The 18,587-nt window shown below is 47.4% G+C and carries 15 protein-coding genes; 2 read left to right on the top strand and 13 right to left on the bottom strand.

The genetic code is table 11. The features are described 5' to 3' along the window. Positions 1-79: 79 nt before the first annotated feature. A complete protein-coding gene (locus ACFS25_RS25785; RefSeq protein WP_381506807.1) occupies positions 80-1,576 on the bottom strand; it encodes a thioredoxin-like domain-containing protein in 1,497 nt (498 codons plus the stop codon). A gap of 101 nt (positions 1,577-1,677) precedes the next feature. On the opposite strand from ACFS25_RS25785, the gene ACFS25_RS25780 reads away from it, so the two are divergent. Next, positions 1,678-2,487, top strand: coding sequence for a YdcF family protein (locus ACFS25_RS25780; protein ID WP_381506805.1), 810 nt, complete (start codon positions 1,678-1,680; stop codon positions 2,485-2,487). 52 nt (positions 2,488-2,539) lie between these two features. Here the strand turns inward: ACFS25_RS25780 and pfkA are convergent, their stop codons facing one another. The 12 genes from pfkA to pseB form a co-directional block, all read right to left on the bottom strand. Further along, positions 2,540-3,514, bottom strand: a complete 975-nt coding sequence (pfkA, locus tag ACFS25_RS25775) for a 6-phosphofructokinase (RefSeq protein ID WP_381506803.1) — start codon at positions 3,512-3,514, stop codon at positions 2,540-2,542. A 237-nt stretch (positions 3,515-3,751) separates the two neighbouring features. Continuing rightward, on the bottom strand, positions 3,752-4,498 hold the full coding sequence (locus tag ACFS25_RS25770) for a glycosyltransferase family 2 protein (RefSeq protein WP_381506801.1): 747 nt from the start codon (positions 4,496-4,498) through the stop codon (positions 3,752-3,754). Between the two features lie 50 nt (positions 4,499-4,548). Next, entirely contained in the window at positions 4,549-5,853 is a 1,305-nt protein-coding gene (locus tag ACFS25_RS25765; RefSeq protein ID WP_381506800.1) for a glycosyltransferase family 4 protein, read from the bottom strand. Continuing rightward, the gene (locus ACFS25_RS25760; RefSeq protein WP_381506799.1) at positions 5,850-6,845 is read right to left on the bottom strand and encodes a hypothetical protein; all 996 of its coding nucleotides are present in this window, start codon (positions 6,843-6,845) and stop codon (positions 5,850-5,852) included. The genes ACFS25_RS25765 and ACFS25_RS25760 overlap by 4 nt, the downstream gene beginning before the upstream one ends. A gap of 11 nt (positions 6,846-6,856) precedes the next feature. Next, a complete protein-coding gene (locus ACFS25_RS25755; RefSeq protein WP_381506796.1) occupies positions 6,857-7,663 on the bottom strand; it encodes an FkbM family methyltransferase in 807 nt (268 codons plus the stop codon). A gap of 58 nt (positions 7,664-7,721) precedes the next feature. Next, positions 7,722-9,218, bottom strand: a complete 1,497-nt coding sequence (locus ACFS25_RS25750; protein WP_381506793.1) for a lipopolysaccharide biosynthesis protein — start codon at positions 9,216-9,218, stop codon at positions 7,722-7,724. Between the two features lie 79 nt (positions 9,219-9,297). Next, positions 9,298-10,359: a pseudaminic acid synthase gene (pseI, locus tag ACFS25_RS25745; protein ID WP_381506791.1), complete on the bottom strand. Its 1,062-nt coding sequence runs from the start codon at positions 10,357-10,359 to the stop codon at positions 9,298-9,300. Continuing rightward, positions 10,356-10,862, bottom strand: coding sequence for a GNAT family N-acetyltransferase (locus ACFS25_RS25740; RefSeq protein ID WP_381506789.1), 507 nt, complete (start codon positions 10,860-10,862; stop codon positions 10,356-10,358). The genes pseI and ACFS25_RS25740 overlap by 4 nt, the downstream gene beginning before the upstream one ends. 39 nt (positions 10,863-10,901) lie before the next feature. Beyond that, positions 10,902-11,948: a UDP-2,4-diacetamido-2,4,6-trideoxy-beta-L-altropyranose hydrolase gene (gene pseG / locus ACFS25_RS25735; protein ID WP_381506786.1), complete on the bottom strand. Its 1,047-nt coding sequence runs from the start codon at positions 11,946-11,948 to the stop codon at positions 10,902-10,904. Beyond that, positions 11,941-12,639, bottom strand: a complete 699-nt coding sequence (gene pseF, locus ACFS25_RS25730; RefSeq protein ID WP_381506783.1) for a pseudaminic acid cytidylyltransferase — start codon at positions 12,637-12,639, stop codon at positions 11,941-11,943. The genes pseG and pseF overlap by 8 nt, the downstream gene beginning before the upstream one ends. Next, a complete protein-coding gene (gene pseC, locus ACFS25_RS25725; RefSeq protein WP_381506781.1) occupies positions 12,636-13,811 on the bottom strand; it encodes a UDP-4-amino-4,6-dideoxy-N-acetyl-beta-L-altrosamine transaminase in 1,176 nt (391 codons plus the stop codon). Before pseC ends, pseF begins: the two co-directional genes overlap by 4 nt. A gap of 75 nt (positions 13,812-13,886) precedes the next feature. Next, positions 13,887-14,927, bottom strand: a complete 1,041-nt coding sequence (gene pseB, locus ACFS25_RS25720) for a UDP-N-acetylglucosamine 4,6-dehydratase (inverting) (RefSeq protein ID WP_381506779.1) — start codon at positions 14,925-14,927, stop codon at positions 13,887-13,889. Between the two features lie 842 nt (positions 14,928-15,769). Between pseB and ACFS25_RS25715 the strand changes: the two genes are divergently transcribed. Then, a complete protein-coding gene (locus tag ACFS25_RS25715) occupies positions 15,770-18,175 on the top strand; it encodes a glycosyl hydrolase family 28-related protein (RefSeq protein ID WP_381506777.1) in 2,406 nt (801 codons plus the stop codon). Positions 18,176-18,587 lie beyond the last annotated feature (412 nt).

Here is an 18,587-nt window from a genome sequence, read left to right as displayed (position 1 = left end):
AGGAAATCAGGCCAAGCGAGAGCTTGGCCTGAATAAATAGGTTGACGGGCCAATGTCAATCTCCGATTTGGCCCAAATTCTACTTTTTTAAACTTGCCTTTGCGTTGGCAGGTGCACTAATTGGTTTTTTTGCGATTTGAGCAGCCGCCTGCTGCCGTTTGTTAAACAGCATGAAATCTTCGATCTGCTCGACAGGCAGTTTACGGGCAATAATTTTTTTGTTCTTATCGAGCATATAAACCGTTGGTGTAGTCCATACGTCATATCGATGACGATAGTCCGTGAGAGAACTATAATCGTACCCATTAATGGCATTGCCAAGTTTAAATTGCCGAATAAATTTCTTCCACTCTTCGGGACTTTGATCAATGGCAATCGCCACGACCTCCACACCTTTGCCTTTATAATCGTCCACAAATTTCTTCAGCTTAGGCGCACTATCGCGGCAATGTCCACACGTTGGCGAATAAAAAAACATGACAGTGTAGTCCGCTTTGATATTTTGGAAGGAAATCGGTCGGCGGAGGGTATCGCTGATAACAGGTGCGGCCATTACTTTACCAACCAGATTGGGTTTCATGGTCGCTACCCGTTCGCCAATACTTTTCAGCGTCGACGAATCTGAAACCGTCATTACACCCGTCGCGTAGTATTTCTCGAACATGTGGACAAATAGCCCGTCGGTTCCCATGACTTTGGGTTGTTCATACTGACTCGTGATGTAATAAATTGTATAGTACTTAATTTCCTTGTTTTTGCCTGCTATGGCTTTTCCAACCACGTAATCAGCATCCTTAATGAGCGAGTCGGGCACTTGAACGGTTAACTCTTTTATATATCGCTCTACTTTCTGTTGCAAAATAGGCGTGCGAACAAAACGCTCGTCGGAAAAGTCGAAATTATCCCAAAAGTGTTGCTTAAAATAGTTAAATACCCAAATGGAATCAGGACGGCCATTTGCCGCTTTAGGAGCAACGGGCACTTCGGGTTCAGCAGTCGCTTTAAATAATTTGGCCGCGAAAGTGGTAGAATTATCTACCAGAAATTTATTGCGATAGTCAGTAGCCTTTTTCTGCAAATCATTCATTTGGTTACTCAACATCGCAACGGAAGACGCATTGTTACGGGTCTTTTTCTGCGAGTTTAGCACTTGGGCATCGTCCGAAAATTGACCAAGCTGTTGCTGATAAGCATAAAATAATTCGTTTTCTCTTGATTCACTCACCTTCATGTTTTTGACGACATTGGCGGTATCAGTCTCAAACGAAAATTGCTGATCATCGGTAATGAGAAACTGAAGATAGCCCTTCTTAGGCATGACGATAATAAACAGACCTTCGGGCAAACGTTTTTTGCCTTCAAAAACTAGATTCCCCGCTCCGTCTACGCGGGCTGTATCTTTTGGAACGTATTGGGTAGACCCAAAGTAGTGAGCCAACACGCAGGTCGTATCTTTCAGCCCTTTGATGCGGCCGGTAATTTTAAAACCGTTGTCAACTACTGGAGTGGTAGATTGTGCCCAGGCAGTAGGTAATAGAAACAAGCCAAGTAGGGCGGCTAAGAGGAGTTTTTTCATACAGGGTGGTATGTATCTTCGCAACAGAATAGGGTCAAATTTACGGTATTTTGCTGGTACGTCTATTACCTACAAAACGCTTGCCATGTCTTATATAGTCTATGTTTTACTTCTTTTCTAAGACGATTACTTACTTATTTACACCCGCCGGGTGGCTCGTAACGGCCTTACTACTAGCTTTCTTTGTAAAAAGAACTCACTATCGTCGCCGGTTGATTGGGATTGCTTTAGGCGTTTTCTGGTTGTTTGGTAATCCATTTCTAATGAATGAGCTGGCTTTATGGTGGGAATACCCAATTCAGCCCAAGCCATTTGTATCGACCAATTCAGTAGAACGAGTTGCTATTTTGTTGACCGGTGGTATGAGTAACGCGATGAAGGAAATACCGGCGTCGCTAACCCAAGCCACTAACCCTCGATTTTTACTGGGCCGAGAAGCCGACCGTGCCGGGCAAGCCCTGTACCTTTATAAAATCGGGGCTGTGCAGAAAATCCTGATTAGTGGTGGCATAGGTAACCTACCATTCCAGCCCGAAAGCGTTGATGATGAAGGGCAGATGACTGCCCGTTTTTTGATCGTGGCTGGCGTTCGTCCAGCTGATATCGTATTTGAGAGTAAGTCGCGCAATACGCACGAAAATGCTGTTTTCTCAGCTCCTCTTTTACGACAACGCTTCCACACAAACCAATGCATACTGGTCACTTCAGCCTGGCACATGCGTCGGGCAATCGCTTGCTTCCAAAAAGCGGGCGTAGTTGTAACGCCTTTTCCTGGTAGTTTTTTAAGCGGGCGACGATCATTTGCCCCCGGTGAGTGGTTACTTCCACACGAAGAAGCTTTCTTCAACTCGTATTACCTCATACGAGAAGTAGTCGGATACGCAACGTACAAAGCAGTCGGGTATCTTTAAATTCAATCAGACCTGTACCGTTTTTAAAATTGTACAGGTCTGACTGAATATATCATACAGACAGAATCTTTACCATTCTAAGCAAATCTTCGCTGATCGGTTTAGGCAGGCGAATTGTATCGCGGAAAGGCGTATAAACTAGCTCGTTGTTAATTATACCCGCCATGACGTTTTGTTCACCATTCATTAAGCCTTCCAGGGCCCCAAGCCCCAGACGACTGGCCAGAATTCGGTCGTAAGCAGTTGGGACACCTCCACGCTGAATGTGGCCCAGCGTCGTAACCCGCATATCGATCTCGGAGTTAATCTGCTGGCGAATTTTTTCGGCAATCTCAGCCGCATTTCCGGCTTCTTCTCCTTCGGCAATCACAACAATAGAGGATGATTTCTGACGGCTCCAACCCGATTTCAGGGTTTCAACAACTTCCGAAATAGGCGTGAGTACTTCGGGCACCATAACCATCTCAGCTCCGCCAGCAATGCCAGATTGAATGGCAATGTAGCCCGAATCCCGACCCATTACTTCAATAAAGAAAATGCGGTCGTGGGAGTCGGCGGTGTCGCGAATTTTGTCAATGGCTTCCAGCGCGGTGTTCACGGCTGTATCGAAACCAATGGTATGGTCAGTTCCGTAGAGGTCATTGTCAATTGTGCCGGGTGCACCAACGGTTGGAATACCGTATTCGTCGAAAAAAAGCGTGGCACCCGTAAACGTACCATTCCCTCCTATGGCTACTAAGCCTTCAATTTCGAACTTCTTAAGTTGTTCGTAGGCTTTAGCACGACCTTCGGGGGTCATAAATTCTTTACTGCGGGCCGATTTTAGGATGGTGCCTCCCCGCTGGACGATGTTGCTCACCGAGTGCGAAGACATCTGAAAAATATCGCCATTTATCATTCCGCTGTACCCCCGGCGGATACCGAACACTTCAATGCCGTGATAGACCGCCCCCCGGACAACTGCCCGGATACAGGCGTTCATACCCGGCGCGTCGCCACCCGAGGTAAAAACAGCTACTCGTTTCATAGGTCAAATCAATTTTTTGAGGAAATTTCACAAAAAGGTTACGAGGGTACTGTTTTAAACCCCGCAAATTTATCCGCATTTCCCAATCTAAAGTCAATTGTCTGGGAATTATCCCATTGTTTTCACACAAATTTCAGTAAAAGGCCCAAATGAGCGTTTTAAACGTTTTGGATTTCAATACATCTGGAGTTTTGTTACCTGCCAAAGATTATTTTTTTATCTGGATTCCACTGCGAATTATATATTGCTTTTGAATCGACTCGCCCGCCATAAAATTCGACCATGATTAATTAGTGTTGTCAGCAAACCGAAATGCGCCACGAGAACCTTGAACCGATCGGTGAGTGACCGGCGGTGTTGTTGTACTGACAATCCCCCGATGAGATACTTACATAAGATAAAAGGCAAAAGCTCAATTTTTTGGGCTCCTTTCAGGCAACGAATTTCCCAGTCTAAATCTGCGCTTAAGTTATCAACTAAATAGTTTGGCGCAATGTCTCGTTTGGCTACAAAAGCCTGATGGCATACTTTCATACCGAGGGACATATCATGCCATGTCAGGTTATGTGGCAAGATATGGGGTGTTACCTGACTCCGTAAACCAACCGGAACGCCATTATCACGGACAAACAACGCATCGCTGTAGTAGACATCAGCACTGGTTGCTTTGATCCTCGTTAGCAAATTTGGCAATGTTTGCGCGTCATAGAGTTCATCGCCCGCATTCATGAACCACACATAGTTCCCCTTTGCCTGGTGTAGCCCCTTATTCATGGCATCGTACAAACCCCGGTCAGGTTTAGAAATCAAGGTAGTAATGTGGTCTTTGTAGCGGTCAATAATTTCCCTCGTCCCATCTATAGAAGCTCCGTCAATTACAATATACTCAAAATCAGTTTCTTTTTGGGCCACGATGCTTTGAATCGTGCGTTCCAGAAATCGCTCGGCATTGTATGTGATCGTAATGATAGAGACAGTAGGCATTGGGAAAGGGAGTTAAAAAGCGAATAGATCAGCAACAGTATTGCGCTCGTTCACTCGTTCACTCGTTCGCTCATTAATTTTTGGTACAACTCAATGTATTGTTTAGCTACGACTTCTTCCGAAAAATTGGTTTCAGCCGATTGCCGGGCACGTTGTCGTAGCTCTTCTGGGTTCGGATGAGTCATAATGAACGCTATACCGTCGGCAAGTTCCTGTGCTGAACCGACATCTGCCAGATAGCCATTTTGCTGATGGTCAATCATTTCGGGGATACCACCCGTACGAAAACCCACAACGGGTGTGCCGCACGCCAATGCTTCGATAACCGTGTTGGGCAGGTTATCTTCCAGCGACGGCACCACCATTGCATCGGCTGAGTTGTAAGCGGCTATGATATCTTCTTCGGTGATCAACAGGCCAAGATGCCGGACAGTGTAAGGTAACTCGTCAAACAAGTAGGAGCGTCCTTTTCCAAAAATAAGAATTTCGGGGTTCAGTTCAGGGTGTTGTTGATGCAAGAGTATCAGCGCTTCGGCGAAGTAATTAAAACCTTTACGCGCGTCGGTCACGTTGGCACTGCCAAACAGCAATCGAGGATAATCTGTGTTTGGAAGATTGAGAAGTTCGTTAGCTTCCGGGCGATCAACAGGTCGAAAAACGTCTTGATTGATGGCGTAGGGAATGACAGAAAAGGGGAAATCACGTAGTAAGGCACTCCGCTTCCCTTCTTGGGTTAACCAATGGCTTGGTGGAGTAAAATGGACCTTTGCCTTCGAGAAAATCCGTTTTTTATGTTCGAAAACTCGATACGAAAGATCCTGCTCACCGGGCTTTTTTATGTATGGACACTGGCGACAGTGAGATAAGAAATGATCGCAGCCGCGCGAGTAATGGCAACCGCCTGTAAACGCCCATTGATCGTGCAACGTCCAGACGATTGGTTTGTCTAACTCAAATAGAGCTTGCAACCCGTCAATTGATAAAAAACCAAAATTGATCCAGTGCAGATGCAACACATCGGCCTGTTGAATAGCTGGATGAAAGGTCAAATTTGCCCCAAACTTGGCTGGCGAAAACTGAAACCGTACCGAAGTATCACGTTCAAAAGGTAAAAAATATAATCGTTCGGCCACGAATCGCCCAAATGCGGTTTGCTCGGCTAAAAAATTATTGGCCAGATACGATACGCCCAACTCTGGTTTATGAGCTTCCAAACGGTTTGGTACGCCTACCAGCATCGTACTTTCTAGAAAATCATCCGCCCAAACCTGCTTCTGCAGGGCTCGATGAAGCCGGTTAGCCGCCACTGCCGCCCCGCCAAACAAATGATAGGTGCTCAGGTGCGTAACTCTCACCGCCCTAAAAGTTTATCAAATTTTTTGACAACTTCGGGCCAAAACCCCAAGCCAAAGACGCGCCCCCAAATCCGTCGACGTGAATAGGCTTCCATTTCGGTAAAAATCGGGTCTGTGAAGCGACTTTTGGCTTTCTGCGTCAAAATCAGTGCAAAACCATGCTGCTTAAGCGTGGTAGCAAATACCCAGCCTAACAACAGGTTTCGTTGCGTAAGCGTGGCTTCGTCGGCAAAGCGATTTACGTAGGTCATCTCACCCCAAACAGCACTGTTTTTGAGTGAGAATAAAACAAATTTCTTCACCAGCGGCTGAGTCGTGAAACTGTCCAACAAAGCAGGCGTAATTCGGGGTGAACCCTTTGGAATAAGTTCGGCGAGCCAGTGGCTGCCTGTTTCTTCCATAAACTGCAAGACCTGATAAAGTTTGTCTTCTCCATCGTATATCGATGCAATACCCGGCTCGAATTCGGCGGTTAGTACACATCGGGCGCGGTCGTCGCCGAGGTTACTGAATAGGCGTAGATCGGTGCCTTGTGAGTCGGTTTTGAACCAGTCGACCTGCTTGATTTTTAAACTATCGAGCGTCGAGCGAAGACTGCGCGTTTTAAGTTGAACAACTTTGGTTGGCTCAAACTTAGGCGCGAAGGCGTATTCCTGAATTAAGTCGGGCCGGGGCCGCAATAAGCTGGAGCAATGGGGCGATGTGGTCAGGTAAAAATCGGTCTGGTCGGGTTCTGCTATTTCTGTTTCGGCTGTTTCCGTACCTGCCGAGCGCGACCCGGTAACAATATGGTTGAAGGTGTAGAGTTTTCGGAAATGCCCGGCCTCGCTTTCAACATAGCCAAAATCGCGGTCGTCCGCATCAAAAGCAATGCAAACGGCGTATTTGGCAAATGCCTTCCAGCGACCATGTAATTGCCCCGACGCACCAATGTCCACCAGCACCGGCGGCTCAATCTGGAACTCGGGTCGGGAAAGTATTTTGTCAATCATGAACTACAAACTTAACTTCGATACGCAAAGATATTTAATTGCAGGTCCATACTATCGTTACCCCGGTAGTGGTGGTTAACCAAGGGCGCGTGGCGATACTGGCTGGTGTTGATATAGTACCGAAAACCACTTTCTTCCAGCACGCGAACAACGTCGGATAATGTTTGTGGATGGCCGAGGTAGGCATGAAATTCGACGAACAGATTCTGGACGTGAGCCAGTGCATCGCGGCAGTCAGTCAGTACGGCAGTTTCGGCCCCTTCGATATCCATTTTGAGCATATCGATTCGGGTTTCGCGCAGCAGAATGTCGCGCAACCGGACAGAGGGTACAAATTTTCGGTCGGTTTGCGAGAAAATAGACGCTGAATCGGCTTGGTCACTACCAAATAAAATACCTTCGTCGTTCGTCCAAACGGCTTTCGTAATGACCTCTACACCTGAAATCTGGTTTCGCCGTAAATTTTCCTGTAACGTTTCGCTGATGTGCTGGTCGGCTTCAAAAGCCAGAATGCGCGCATTTGGGTAGACCTGCCGGAAATAAACGACGCTGGTGCCAACGTTGGTGCCACAGTCGAAAATGACCGGGTGCTGGTTCGTGGTGAAGAAACGGTAAAACTCGTCCACGAAAATTTCCCGATACTGCCACACAAACGAGAGCGCGTCAGGCACGCGAAACTGATACGGGCCAAATGTGATATCAACAGGCTGATTGCGCGGCTTTCCACCGTAGCGCAAGGCCAGCATCAACAATCGACGCCCTTCAGCCGAACGAAGGAGTCGGGCGGTTTCGGTGAATAAAAAACGAAAAACCCACATGGGTAAAAAATTTATGATTTACAGCTGCAGACGACCGGACGCTACCGGCAACGGCAAACTAGTTTAAAAAACGCTTTCTCAACTGCGCTACCGTCTGATTAATATCCGGCGATAAGTTAAGGGCAACGACTGTCCCACCGAACAATCCCGTAATTAACGCCGACCGCCAGACTATGTCCATAATGAAGCGCCATTTTGGATCAGTTATGGCGGGGTAGGGGATTTGAACCGACACCCACCACACACTAGCACCCAGCATAATGACAAGAAGATTACGCCACGTAAACGGCTGCATCCGAAACGCAAACCCGACAAATAATGTCCGGACGAGGTTATAGAGTAGCGTTGCCAGCGCAGCACCCATAGCGGCCCCGTTGATGCCAAAACGGGGTATCAAATACTGGTTGGCGGCAATGGTAATGAAAATGAGGACGACAAAAAATAATGAGTCGTAGGTATAATAGCGTGATGTATTCAAAATAGTACCGTTTACTCCCGTTCCCATATCAATCAATTTGCCCAGACCCAGCCACAGAATCACGTAATAACCCGCTTCATAACTGGCTGGTAAGAATCGAAAGACATTGGGCAGGTTGGCCGCAACACCCACGAAGACCAAACAGCCTGCAATGAGTTGATTTAGGCAACTTTTTCGGTAGATACTGGCAATGTTTTTCAGGTCATTCGCTTTCCACGACTCGGCAATAAGCGTACCCGAAACTTTATACAAGGCTGTTGCCGGAATGGCAATTACGGCGGCAAAATAGGATGCTGTTCCATAAATACCCGTATCACCCAGACCCTGTTTACTGTTAATCATTACCTTATCAATTGTCCAGATAATCTGTGTTGAGAGAGCTGAAGTGAGTGTTAGCCCGGCGTAGCGCATCAGGTTACGGCGAAGATTAGCATCGATCGATACAAACTGGCGACTGAAAAATAAGGCTTCATCTCGAGCAACACTGATGACCATGAGTATTAGTGGTACGAAGAACGCCAGCAGCCAAACACCTATAAACTGAGGAAACGTAACCCAACCGAGCCAATACAGCCCGCCCGCCAGCAGAATCAATACGCGCTGAACAAATTGTTGCAGCAGTGTGCCCGTTACGGGGTCGTAAAGTAAACGGGCGTAGTTGTCAAAAACGGTAAAATAGACGGTAAAGAGCGTCAGCGGAATAAGGACATAGTAGTATTCGACGAATAGAGACGACTCTTTCTGATAAAACTCAACAACCCACGGGCGTGCCAGCCACAACGCCAATACACATAAACTAAACCCAACGAGTGTAGTCAAACTGGTGATGAGAAGATAACCATTGTGTTGTCGGTCGACGTCACGGAAATAAGGAAAATACCGTCCGCCTGCGCCATTCAGCCCCAGGTTCGATGCTTGTGCCAGCACTTGCGCCAGCGAAATGAGCAGAGTCAGCAGGCCGACCTGTGTCTCGTGGAATAGATTCGGAAATAAAACTCCCTGTGTCAAAAAACCAACGGCCACGCCCGCATAGGCGTAAATCGAATTCTGAATTGTCTGCCGTTTGATTATTCCCACGTAATGAATTGTGAATGAGAAAATGAAGGAAATGGGCGAATGAACAACAATCGTTAAGCAATCAGTCGCTCAGTCGTAATCAGTTTACCAAATCCCAGCTTAAAGCCGTTCCGGCGGAGATGTCATTCGTGGCGGTTTTGCCAATGATGTCATCATAGTAACGGGTATGCAGCCCATTGGCTGGACGGATACTGCGGACGTTATCGGGTGTGAACAACTCACCAGCCTTTGTGTCGCGCACTACGTACAACGACCGTTTGAATTGCAAACTTTTTTCTTCCTTAGGCGTGAGCGTATAGCTAACCTGACCCATTGCCAAATGCGCCCGTTCGGTTTCGATAACGAGATTTTTTAATTCATCTGGCTCTAACGAGAAAGCCGAATCCACTCCTCCGTCGGCCCGACGCAGCGTGACGTGTTTTTCGAGCACAACGGCTCCTAACGCCACAGCAGCTACGGCTGCACCAATGCCCATTGTATGGTCTGATAAACCAACCGGCACGTCAAACAATTGGCGCATGTGCGGAATCGTGTGTAGGTTCGTGGTTTCGGGCGTAGCGGGGTAGGTACTCGTGCACTTGAGCAATACGAGGTCTTTGCAACCATTCGCCCGGAGAACTTTGATCGACTCGTCGAGGTCGGCAACCGAGGCCACGCCCGTACTCATAATGACTGGCTTCCCCGTTTTAGCTACTTTTTTAAGCAGAATGTGGTCGGTATTTTCGAAGGAAGCAATCTTATACAGCGGCACATCAAGCGATTCTAAAAAATCAACGGCTGTTGTATCAAAAGGCGAACTGAACGCAATCATACCACGCTTTTTAGCATGGTCGAAAATCGGTTTATGCCACTCCCAAGGCGTGTAAGCGTCCTGATACAGTTTGTACAGATTTTTGTCGGCCCAAAGCGACTTTGCATCACGGATGTAAAACTCCTCCGACGCACCATTGAACGTAATTGTGTCGGGCGTATACGTCTGAAGTTTCAGCGCGTGCGCACCGGCATCGGCTACGGCATCCACGATTTCCAGTGCCCGGTCGAGTGACTGGTTATGGTTACCTGACATCTCGGCGATAACAAATGGCCGGTGCGTTGGGCTTATGGTATATTGGGCAACCTGAATCGGTTGGTTACTATTCATTGACTGTTGACATAAAGCAAACCCGGCGTCTCATGGCCTGATGTGGCCCGACCGGAAACGCCAAATTTACCGCTTTCGCCCGACAATCTGAAACCAGCGCGCTCAAAGGAGCGTACCGAAGTCTGATTTTCAGGCTTGATGTACGCGTGAATTGTTACTTCACCCCACAGTTTTCGGCACGCGGCACATCCCTGTTCTATGAGTTGGCTGGCGAAACGATTGCCCCGTTGCTGAGCATCTACCGACACACCGATAATAATTTCGTCGGGCATATCAGCGTCGGGCGTTCGCTCAAAGCGTACCTGCCCAACGGGCTGTTCTAGTTCGTCAGAAAAGACAAGCAACAGCGCATTCGGGTCAGCCAGTTTACGGGTGAACCAAGCCGTGTGCGTCTCTATCGAAATTGGTGCCGAATTAAATGACTGCCGACGGGTATCGGGATCATTGGCCCAGTCGAAATAGAGACGAGCATCGGCGGGTTGGGCAATTCGATAGGTAAGCATGGTCGCGGCAATAACGTCTTATCGTATCGAATTACGCACTTAATTTTCGTAACTTAATGTGTGAAATAGCGCACGAAATCGCTCAGGCGAACGACCATCGAAGAAGCGACGTTGATTTACTAGTGATTCGGCTACGATTTCAGGTGAAAACTGAAAGCCTTGAATGGCTAACATCAACATGTTTTCCAAACTAATCACGGGTGTTAGGCGAGTGAGTAACGTCGGGAAATTGACGGACAGAGCCAGCTTTTCTTTAGACAGAAACTGGGCTAGTCGCGCCTGATTGTCGGCAGTAACAACGGTAATCAGTGGGCGATTTACGGCGCAAACTTCGTAAGCAATCGTGCTACAAGCTGTGATAGCCAGACAACAAATCGTCAATTCATCGACCATCTGCGCGGCAGACAGATTCTGTAAAATCGTTAAGTTTGGAAGCTGGTTTTGGAAAGCTTCGATGGCGGCCCGGTTGGGGTGAAATGGACCTAAAACTATATGAACCGGCAGCGTAGTATCAACGTGCCGAATGGCTTCCAACACACTTAATGAGGTGTTTTGTGGATCGGCACCACCCATACTAACAAATATAGGTCCAGCAACAGGTGTTGGCCCGAAGCCAGTCGGATTCAAAAACTCCGGCCTAAGCAATGCATAGTGCGGTCCTAGGCAAAATTGAGTACCTGACGAGGCCTCATAATCGGTTTCAGACACTCCACCCGCGTGGTTAATAATCACATCGGCCACCTGATGTCCGGTAAGTAAATCATCAATGAATACCAATTTTCTCGCTTGAGACCGGACCGATTGTTGAAACGCTTCATCGAATGAATAGCCATCCAGTACAACGATTTCATCGGCATCAATCTGATCCAAAAATGTATTTTGCTGCCCTGATTCCGAGAGTGAAATAATGGATACTCCAGCTTTCTCAATCAACGAACGAACTTCAGGCATCGGCTCAACAACGGCAAATCGCATAGAGAATTTCTCTTTCAGCATGTCTGCTACGGCCAGGCATCGCATAATGTGTCCCAAACCAATCTGGGCATTTCCGTCCGCACGGAATAGGATAGATTTTAGGTCACTCATGGACAAGGTTATGCATTAATTGGTACTTAAATTCCGCTACAGGCCAATCGGTTTCGTTATCAATGTCATGGGCTTCCATTTCCGAAATCACGATGCCTCCCGAATTAGGCGTAATCAGGCGTTGAGTAGCCTGGAAAGCGTTTACATTGACAAAGTAAAACTGTCCCGCATCATGATAAGCCGGTTCCAAATCCTGTGACCGAGTTAAGGCGTGTTCGGGCTGAAACCATTGCACTTTTGAGTCATGCAACAACACAGCCCGCTGAATTGGAAAGCTAAATTGCTGGACTGGGTACACCGTATCGAACTGCTTTTCGGTAAGCGTTGAAAAGGCTTGTTTCAATAGGTCAGACGTAACGAAAGGAGCAGTAGGGTAGAGGCAACAAGCATGGGTGAAAACCTGTCCCTGTTGTGCGTATTGGCTTATTACTTCGCCCAGTACATCGGCAGTCGTTGCAAAATCATCCGCCGTTTTAGGCTGGCGAAGAAACGGTACCGATGCGCCGTATTGCCGGGCAATGGCCGCAATTTCGTCGTCGTCGGTAGAGACCATTACTTCGCTGAACAAACCAGACTGCAAAGCCGCGTCAATGACGTAAGCAATGATTGGTTTGCCCAGAAAGAGACGGATATTTTTTCGGGGAATACGCTTACTGCCACCCCGCGCTGTGATGATGGCTATGTTGCTCATGCGTCCACAAATTCCTTTACCGATTTAATCACATAGGCTTGCTCTTCATCCGTCAGCGTCGGAAACATTGGTAAGCTTAAGCAACGGGCGTAATACCGTTCGGCGTTTGGAAAATCACCCGGTTTCCAACCAAATTGCCGATAGTAAGGCATTAGATGCACCGGGATGTAATGCACCTGAGCCATGATGTTTCGAGTTCGCAGAAAATCATACAAACCTTTGCGGTCGTCTATCTGAATCACATAGAGGTGATACGCGTGGGTTACGTTGGCGTGCGGAACTATAGTTGTTATTGCAGTTCCAGCAAAGGCTATGTCGTACTGTCCGGCAATTTCCTGCCGACGCTCGAACATAGCGTCAATACGGTTTAACTGACTCATTCCCAGTGCGGCTTGCATGTCGGTCAGGCGATAATTATAACCAAGTTCCTGCAACTCCATATACCAGCCGCCACGTTCGGGCTCACCGGGATAAGGCTCCGTAAAGTCGGTAGATTTGTTTGTGATGCCGTGTGTTCGAAGCCGAAGCAAGTGTTTGTAAAGGGCTTCGTCGTTGGTGGTAATCATGCCGCCTTCACCAGCCGCGATGTGCTTAACGGGATGAAAACTAAAGATAGCCAACTCCGCCAGCGACCCATCGCCACAACGGTGTGTTAATCCTTTTTTATCAAGAAACGCTCCTCCCGGCGAGTGGCAACTATCTTCCAGAAGCCATAAACCGTATTCGTCGGCTAGTTCGCGGAAGGAAGCCATATCTACAGGATACCCCGCAAAATCGACGGGAACAATGCCCGAAAAATAACCTTTGGGATGCTGTTCGAGCAACGTTCGTACAGCATTAATATCGAGCAAAGCGGTTGCAGGATCAATGTCGGCAAAGAAGATTTCACCCCCGCAGTAGCGAACGCAGTTGGCCGACGCCGAGAATGTAATTGGTGTTGTGATGACCCGCGTACCGGTCGTTACACCGAGGGCCATACAACACAAATGCAGTGCGGCTGTACCATTGGCTACGGCCACAGCATATTTACAGCCGATGTAGTTGGCGAAAGCGTTTTCAAACGCACCGATGTGTGGACCCTGCGTTAGAAACGGACCACGCAGAACCTCGGCTACGGCTGCGATATCTTCGTCCGTAATATGCTGGCGACCGTATGGAATGGGTTGATTCATGGATAAGGCAGACGGTCAATCATTGCTAGTGAAGACCGCATTTTTGTGACTATTAATCGCAGGTTTTTGCCTGTTTTATACGTGGAAATTAGCGTCAACGTGTTCCCGAATTTGCTCGCGTAGTTGGTCTACAGTAAGCCAGTCGGTATTGGTGCCCGAGTTGTATTTGAAGCCCATTTCTACTTGGTGACCATTAAACGCTTTCATATAGTCCTCTACACTCCAGGTTGGTGTCGAGGGTGTAATGACGTAGTATTTATCGGTTTCGACCGTATTGAGCGAGTCAGTTTCGGTAATCATTTCCTCATGCAGTTTCTCACCCGGACGGATACCAACTAATTTCTGCTCACAGTTGGGTCCAATAGCCGTAGCCACATCGGTAATGCGATAGGACGGAATTTTTGGGACAAAAATCTCGCCACCCCAGGCATGTTCGAGCGCATGAAAAACCATTTCAACGCCTTCTTCGAGTGAGATATTGAAGCGCGTCATATCGGCGTGGGTGATGGGTAGCACACCGTCTTTTCGTTTTTCCAGGAAGAACGGCACAACCGAACCCCGCGACCCAATGACGTTGCCATAGCGAACGACCGAAAATTGTAAATCACGGCTGCCTTTCATATTATTGGCTGCTACGAACAGCTTATCGGAGCAGAGTTTTGTGGCACCATATAGGTTGATAGGCGCTGCTGCTTTGTCTGTCGAAAGGGCTACTACACGCTGTACACCGTTATCTAAGGCGGCATTAATGACATTTTCGGCACCAAAAACGTTGGTTTTTATACACTCCATCGGGTTATATTCTGCCGCTGGCACTTGTTTCAGCGCAGCCGCGTGAACAATGATGTCAACGCCCTCACACGCTCGCTTAAGCCGTTCGCCGTCCCGCACATCGCCGATAAAAAACCGGATGGATTTGTATGTTGATTGAGGATAATATTGCGCCATCTCGAACTGTTTCAGTTCGTCGCGCGAGTAGATGACTAAACGTTTAATATTGGGGTGACGCTGGTATACCATCTCGACGAACTTCTTACCGAAGGAGCCGGTGCCACCTGTAATCAAAATCGATTTGTTGGTTAAATCAAGAGCGGATGATTTATCGTATTGACTCATAGTTAGTTATCGATAGTTGCCTTTTCCCTACTATACTGTTTTCTGAAACTTTTAGGGAAAGAGTCATCTTTTTGGGTGTCTTACCAGGTGCAAAGGTAGAGCTATTCTTGCCTGATTTCTATGCTGACATTCGGTGGTCCAATTATATACACCGTTGGTAGGTAGTCGGTTCAATCTGTCAGTATATGCTTAAACCGCTCTGTAATGCAACGATTTAATGATCAATGTAGCTCGGCTGGCTGGCAAAATGAGATAAAGGAAATTGATGGTGGTTTCCGAAAACTGGTCAACAGTAGAAGCATGAATAGTATGATTCTGAAACAGTGCAAGGACGATTGAAGAAGAACAGACCATATCCGTTGTTCTAAATAACTCGCCACCACAATGGGACTATTTGTATTGCGTTGCGAATCTAGCCTAGCAGTCATAAAAACCCCCTACGCGTTAGGTCGGAGAACCGCTACGTAGGGGAAGCGCGGACACGAGTACCAATCGAGCCCACCGCCCCAAAGGTAGAACAGCTAAGCCGTGGATACAAGGATATGTAGCTATGGTATATGGTATAATCGAAACCTATTCGTCTGAGGCTATTGCTGTCAGGTCGAATAAAGCCCTATGTTGCAGCCTTGAACAAGTTGATGCGGACTAACCTATAGAGTACTGACAGGTACTCCGATTTGTCGGATGCGGTCAGTACAGCCAGAGATTCAGGTCTTTGGAAACCTGGATAGTCTACAGACCTCCTTCAGGCTATTAGCACCCGACCACTGGAAATTAAAAATTCAGCTGTAATTTCTCCGGCTCCTTTTTTAGTTCGATAAACACCCCTACTTTACTATCGAATGAAAACCATAATCGCCTTACTGCTTTTGCTACCTGCGTTACTAGTTGGTCAGAATGCAAAAAAGTCACGGATTGATAGCAACCGGTCAAGTCTGCTTAGCATTAATGTGAATCCACTGCCAAGTGGCCGTTCAACGGGGTTGCCTATCTCGACAGATCTGCACATTTTTCACCATGCAAAAACGGCGCTCCCAGGCCAGCCTTTGTTTCTCGAAGGGGCATTCCCCGCTAACTCAGTTGTAAATGTGGCGCTGAATGATGGTGTCTACGCGCCTTTGGCAATCGGTAATCAACAGTTGAACAGCATTAATACCGCCATACCCGAGACTTTTCCAATTGGTATTTATGCCATATCCGTAGCGTCGGGTGGCAGAAAAAGTCAAACGGTATATATCAACCGGGCTGAAGGTTACTATTTTTCTTCGCCCGATGTGTATGCAGGGGCACCAATGGAACTGGTAGGCACAAATCTTTTAATCCCAGGATTCAAACCCACAATCCGATTTATCTCACAGTCTGGCGGGAAAAGTTTGTATGCCACGTTTGTACCCGCTAAATCATTCGATAAACGGCTGAATTTCATTGCCCCAAAGGGTCTCATTCTAGGCGTTTCGTATAACGTGTACGTGTCGAATGGGATGGGCGGAACGGTAGGCGAGACATTGGTTGATGATCAATTGAAGGCAGTAGCTTCTGGACGCGATGTGTGGACCATCGGTTCTGCCTGGGGTCGGGCATACGCCCCATTTTTTACTAACATTTACAATGTTAAGACCGACCCTCGATTAAGGCTTAAGGCCGCGGGTGACGGAGTGGTTAACGACCAGCCAGCCATTCAGTCCGCAATTAATCTGGCCGCAGCCTCGCCAAATGGTGGCGTAGTGTACTTGCCGGGAGGAAGTACTTATAAAATTATTATCGCTCCCGGTGACGGGAATAGGGTGGGTATATACCTGCGAAGCAAGGTCGTTTTAGTAGGTGATGGGCCGGGTCTAACGACGATCACGTTTGGTCACTCAGGCACCAAAGGGATAGACCTGTTTCGACGTGATGCTAATGCGACGACAAGCGGGGTCGCCAACCTGTCGATTAGTAATAAGGACGTTACAGGATCGGGCTGGTACACAGGCGTATTTCGGGGTAGTGAAATGTTTTGGAAGAACGTCAAATTTGATATGCTGAAAGCTGACTTTGCCGCCTTTTGGCACTGCAATAAAGTCGCAGTTGTCGGATGCGAGTTTAATCAAACCCTAAACTCACTGATTCACGGCCCCCTGTCGATGGATGGATCTACGTATGTAATCGCCAAAAACAATAAGTTTACGTTCTGTGCTGGACCCGGTATCGATAAGACGCGAAAAGTGATTTGGGAAGCCAACACGCTTATTAAAGACGTTGGTTTGGGACGCATAAATAATCAGACGTATCATATTATGACCGTCGATTTTGTGCAGAAAGCCCTTATCCACGATAACAGCTTTTTGATGCAAAACGGAGCGGTCCCGGCCTTTGCTCCTTTCTGGAAAAACGACTTGGAAACGCTGATTGCAGAAGACCCCGACGCGGTTGATCAGGATCAGGGCAGCGTGTCTTCGGCCACACCGACGACACTGACCGACATTACAAAAAAGTGGGGGAGTACGTTTGCCATGTCGCCCACGGTAGCGATCATCAGCGGTAAGGGGATGGGCCAGACGAGAGATATTGCTTCCAGAACAGCGACAACTCTTACGCTCTCACAGGCTTGGTCAGTTACGCCGGATGTGACATCGAAATATGCAATCTTCAACTGGACGATAAAGGATGTCAGTATTACAGCCAATCGACTCCATAATATGCAGAGGGGGTTCACCTTCTATTTTGTCGCAGGGAAAAACGTCAATATTGAAAATAACACGCTCATCAATTCAGGCGCAATAGACCTTAATCCCTCACAGTTTCAGCGCACCGGGTTCATTCAGTTCAGCCCGATCTATGATTTCCGGGTTGCTGGGAACTATTGCAATAGCCTGACTGATCCAAGGAATGGAACATTCATTGGCGTACACACAGGACAGAATATGGCGGGTGCCGCATTAGGTCCACTGGCCATTAATACCCAAATTATTGGAAACATGGTGATAGCAGGCATTCCGAATCTCACCGTTCAAATTGACGATTTCTACCCTAATGGTTTTTTAAATTATCACTTCCCACCCTCTGCGGGATACGTGACAGGTGCATCGGCGGCACTGGGTACAAGTTTTTACGGCAACACGGGCCTGAATCTCGACAATGGATTTAGCACTAATTCGGGAACTGATCAAATGAGCCTGAAGGCGAATAATTTCTTTAACACCACTAACAAACAGAATGATAACCTTCGCTCGATTGGGACTAGTGTTCGAACCTCGACGTTGAATTAAGGTATGGAATCAACGCTGAAGCAAATCTTTCAGACCCGGCAGGTACTTGTCATTATGGAGAAAGGGAGTTACGGTACGGGGTTGACATGAGGGAAAATTGAGGACTGAAACGTTTGTCTGTGCCCTGTTAATTTGTCTATTTTAACGCGTGTGGTGTGAAATGGCATCCGGATTAGTACGGCAACTACGTCATGATGAAATGCCGAACCTGATCTTATAACCTCTAAAACAAAAAAGGAGCCCCGGAATCCGAAGCCCTTTATGCCCTCCCTTACTCAATAATTTAATCAAACCACTAGTTTAGAACGCCTAAGATCGAAATGGTCACAATGAGTATAAAGAAGCCCTAACGCGCGAACATCAGGGCTTGAACAAGATTAACCTAAATACTAGAAGGAAAGCAAGGCTCATC

Source organism: Spirosoma flavum (genome assembly GCF_042686045.1).
GTDB classification, from domain to species: domain Bacteria; phylum Bacteroidota; class Bacteroidia; order Cytophagales; family Spirosomataceae; genus Spirosoma; species Spirosoma flavum.
The sequence above is the reverse complement of the archived record's forward strand: the minus strand, read 5'-3'. Positions and strand labels throughout refer to the sequence as shown.

Coding starts and splice junctions, on each gene's coding strand:
- ACFS25_RS25785 (WP_381506807.1), bottom strand. CDS start 1,576: ATGAAAAAACTCCTCTTAGCCGCCCTACTTGGCTTGTTTCTATTACCT.
- ACFS25_RS25780 (WP_381506805.1), top strand. CDS start 1,678: ATGTTTTACTTCTTTTCTAAGACGATTACTTACTTATTTACACCCGCC.
- pfkA (WP_381506803.1), bottom strand. CDS start 3,514: ATGAAACGAGTAGCTGTTTTTACCTCGGGTGGCGACGCGCCGGGTATG.
- ACFS25_RS25770 (WP_381506801.1), bottom strand. CDS start 4,498: ATGCCTACTGTCTCTATCATTACGATCACATACAATGCCGAGCGATTT.
- ACFS25_RS25760 (WP_381506799.1), bottom strand. CDS start 6,845: ATGATTGACAAAATACTTTCCCGACCCGAGTTCCAGATTGAGCCGCCG.
- ACFS25_RS25755 (WP_381506796.1), bottom strand. CDS start 7,663: ATGTGGGTTTTTCGTTTTTTATTCACCGAAACCGCCCGACTCCTTCGT.
- pseI (WP_381506791.1), bottom strand. CDS start 10,359: ATGAATAGTAACCAACCGATTCAGGTTGCCCAATATACCATAAGCCCA.
- ACFS25_RS25740 (WP_381506789.1), bottom strand. CDS start 10,862: ATGCTTACCTATCGAATTGCCCAACCCGCCGATGCTCGTCTCTATTTC.
- pseG (WP_381506786.1), bottom strand. CDS start 11,948: ATGAGTGACCTAAAATCTATCCTATTCCGTGCGGACGGAAATGCCCAG.
- pseF (WP_381506783.1), bottom strand. CDS start 12,639: ATGAGCAACATAGCCATCATCACAGCGCGGGGTGGCAGTAAGCGTATT.
- pseC (WP_381506781.1), bottom strand. CDS start 13,811: ATGAATCAACCCATTCCATACGGTCGCCAGCATATTACGGACGAAGAT.
- pseB (WP_381506779.1), bottom strand. CDS start 14,927: ATGAGTCAATACGATAAATCATCCGCTCTTGATTTAACCAACAAATCG.
- ACFS25_RS25715 (WP_381506777.1), top strand. CDS start 15,770: ATGAAAACCATAATCGCCTTACTGCTTTTGCTACCTGCGTTACTAGTT.